This is a genomic window from Mesorhizobium sp. PL10 (assembly GCF_053714315.1).
The window spans coordinates 1-1,114 of sequence record NZ_JBSKBR010000144.1 but is presented as its reverse complement, the minus strand read 5'-3'; the positions used below and the strand labels follow the sequence as shown (position 1 = coordinate 1,114).

Annotated in this window: 1 protein-coding gene; it reads right to left on the bottom strand. The window is 61.4% G+C overall.

Going from position 1 to position 1,114, the window contains the following annotated elements:
- Positions 1-10: 10 nt before the first annotated feature.
- On the bottom strand, positions 11-1,114 hold a 1,104-nt coding region (locus ACWGTO_RS33505; RefSeq protein ID WP_454578956.1), incomplete at its 5' end, for an IS1634 family transposase.

The following is a 1,114-nucleotide window of genomic DNA, read 5'->3' as shown; positions in this document are numbered from 1 at the left end:
TATGAGACAGCTATTCGCGGATGTTTGCCGGCAGGGCGATACCGGTAGCCTGGAAGACGCTGCCGACCATGCCGGTCGTTGGCGTACGCACCGTGATGGTCTTGCCGTCCTTTTCGATGGTTGCCTGCTGCAGGCGATCGAGATCATTGAGAAGCGGCTGCCACTCGGGCTTTAGGCCCTTGTCCCGGCACAGCCTGGTCATTTCTTTGGCAAGCGTGAGCGCCAGGAAGGAGCAGAAGACATGGCCACGAATGGCGGCGTCGGACTGATGGAAGACGGGCCGCGTGTCGAAACTGGCCTTGGCGCTGCGGAATAGGTTCTCGACCTCGAGCAGATCGCGATAACGCAACACGGCTCGAAGCGGAGAGATCGTCGTGTTGGTTCTCAGCACGGTGATACCGTCGAAACGGGCTTCATCGGCAAGCTTGCCGGGATCGACCTCGAAGGCCCTGCCGCTATCGGTGCGGCGGAGATAGCGCCGGTAAGCCGAGTTGCCGACGAGCGCCTTGTCGCCCTTCTTCAACTGGGTCTCGAGCCCGGCGATGATGGCCTGGCGGTCGTTGCGGTCCTTCTCGGCCTCGGCTTCATTGAGGCTGACGATGTAGCGCTGCCTGTCGACACGCACCTCTTTTACCCACAACTGGGTCTCGCCCTTCTGCCGCTCGAGCACCATCGGCACCATCGGCGCATGATCTTCGAGCACGATGTCGCGGATGGTGCTGCTGGAACGCTCACGGGCACCCAGGATGTATTCCATGCCCCGTTCCTCAAGCGCGGCAATGGTGGCGGCGCTGATCATGCCGCGATCAGCAACCACGCAAGCCCGGGTAATCCCGAAGCGCTCACGCAGACGATCAACGATCGGCAGAAGGACACGGCTGTCGGCAGTGTTACCCGGCACCATCTCTGTGCAGATTGGCCGTCCCTGGGCATCAACGACGAGGGCAAGGATCATTTGTGCCAGATCCGGCCGGTAATCCTTGGAATGCCCGCGCTTGCCAAGGCCCTCGCCGCCTTCGCCGTAAAACGACAGCGAGGTGGTATCCATGAATACCAGGCTCAGATCGGTGAACAGGTCCCGCCGGCGATCGAACAGCTTCTCCTCGATCACATC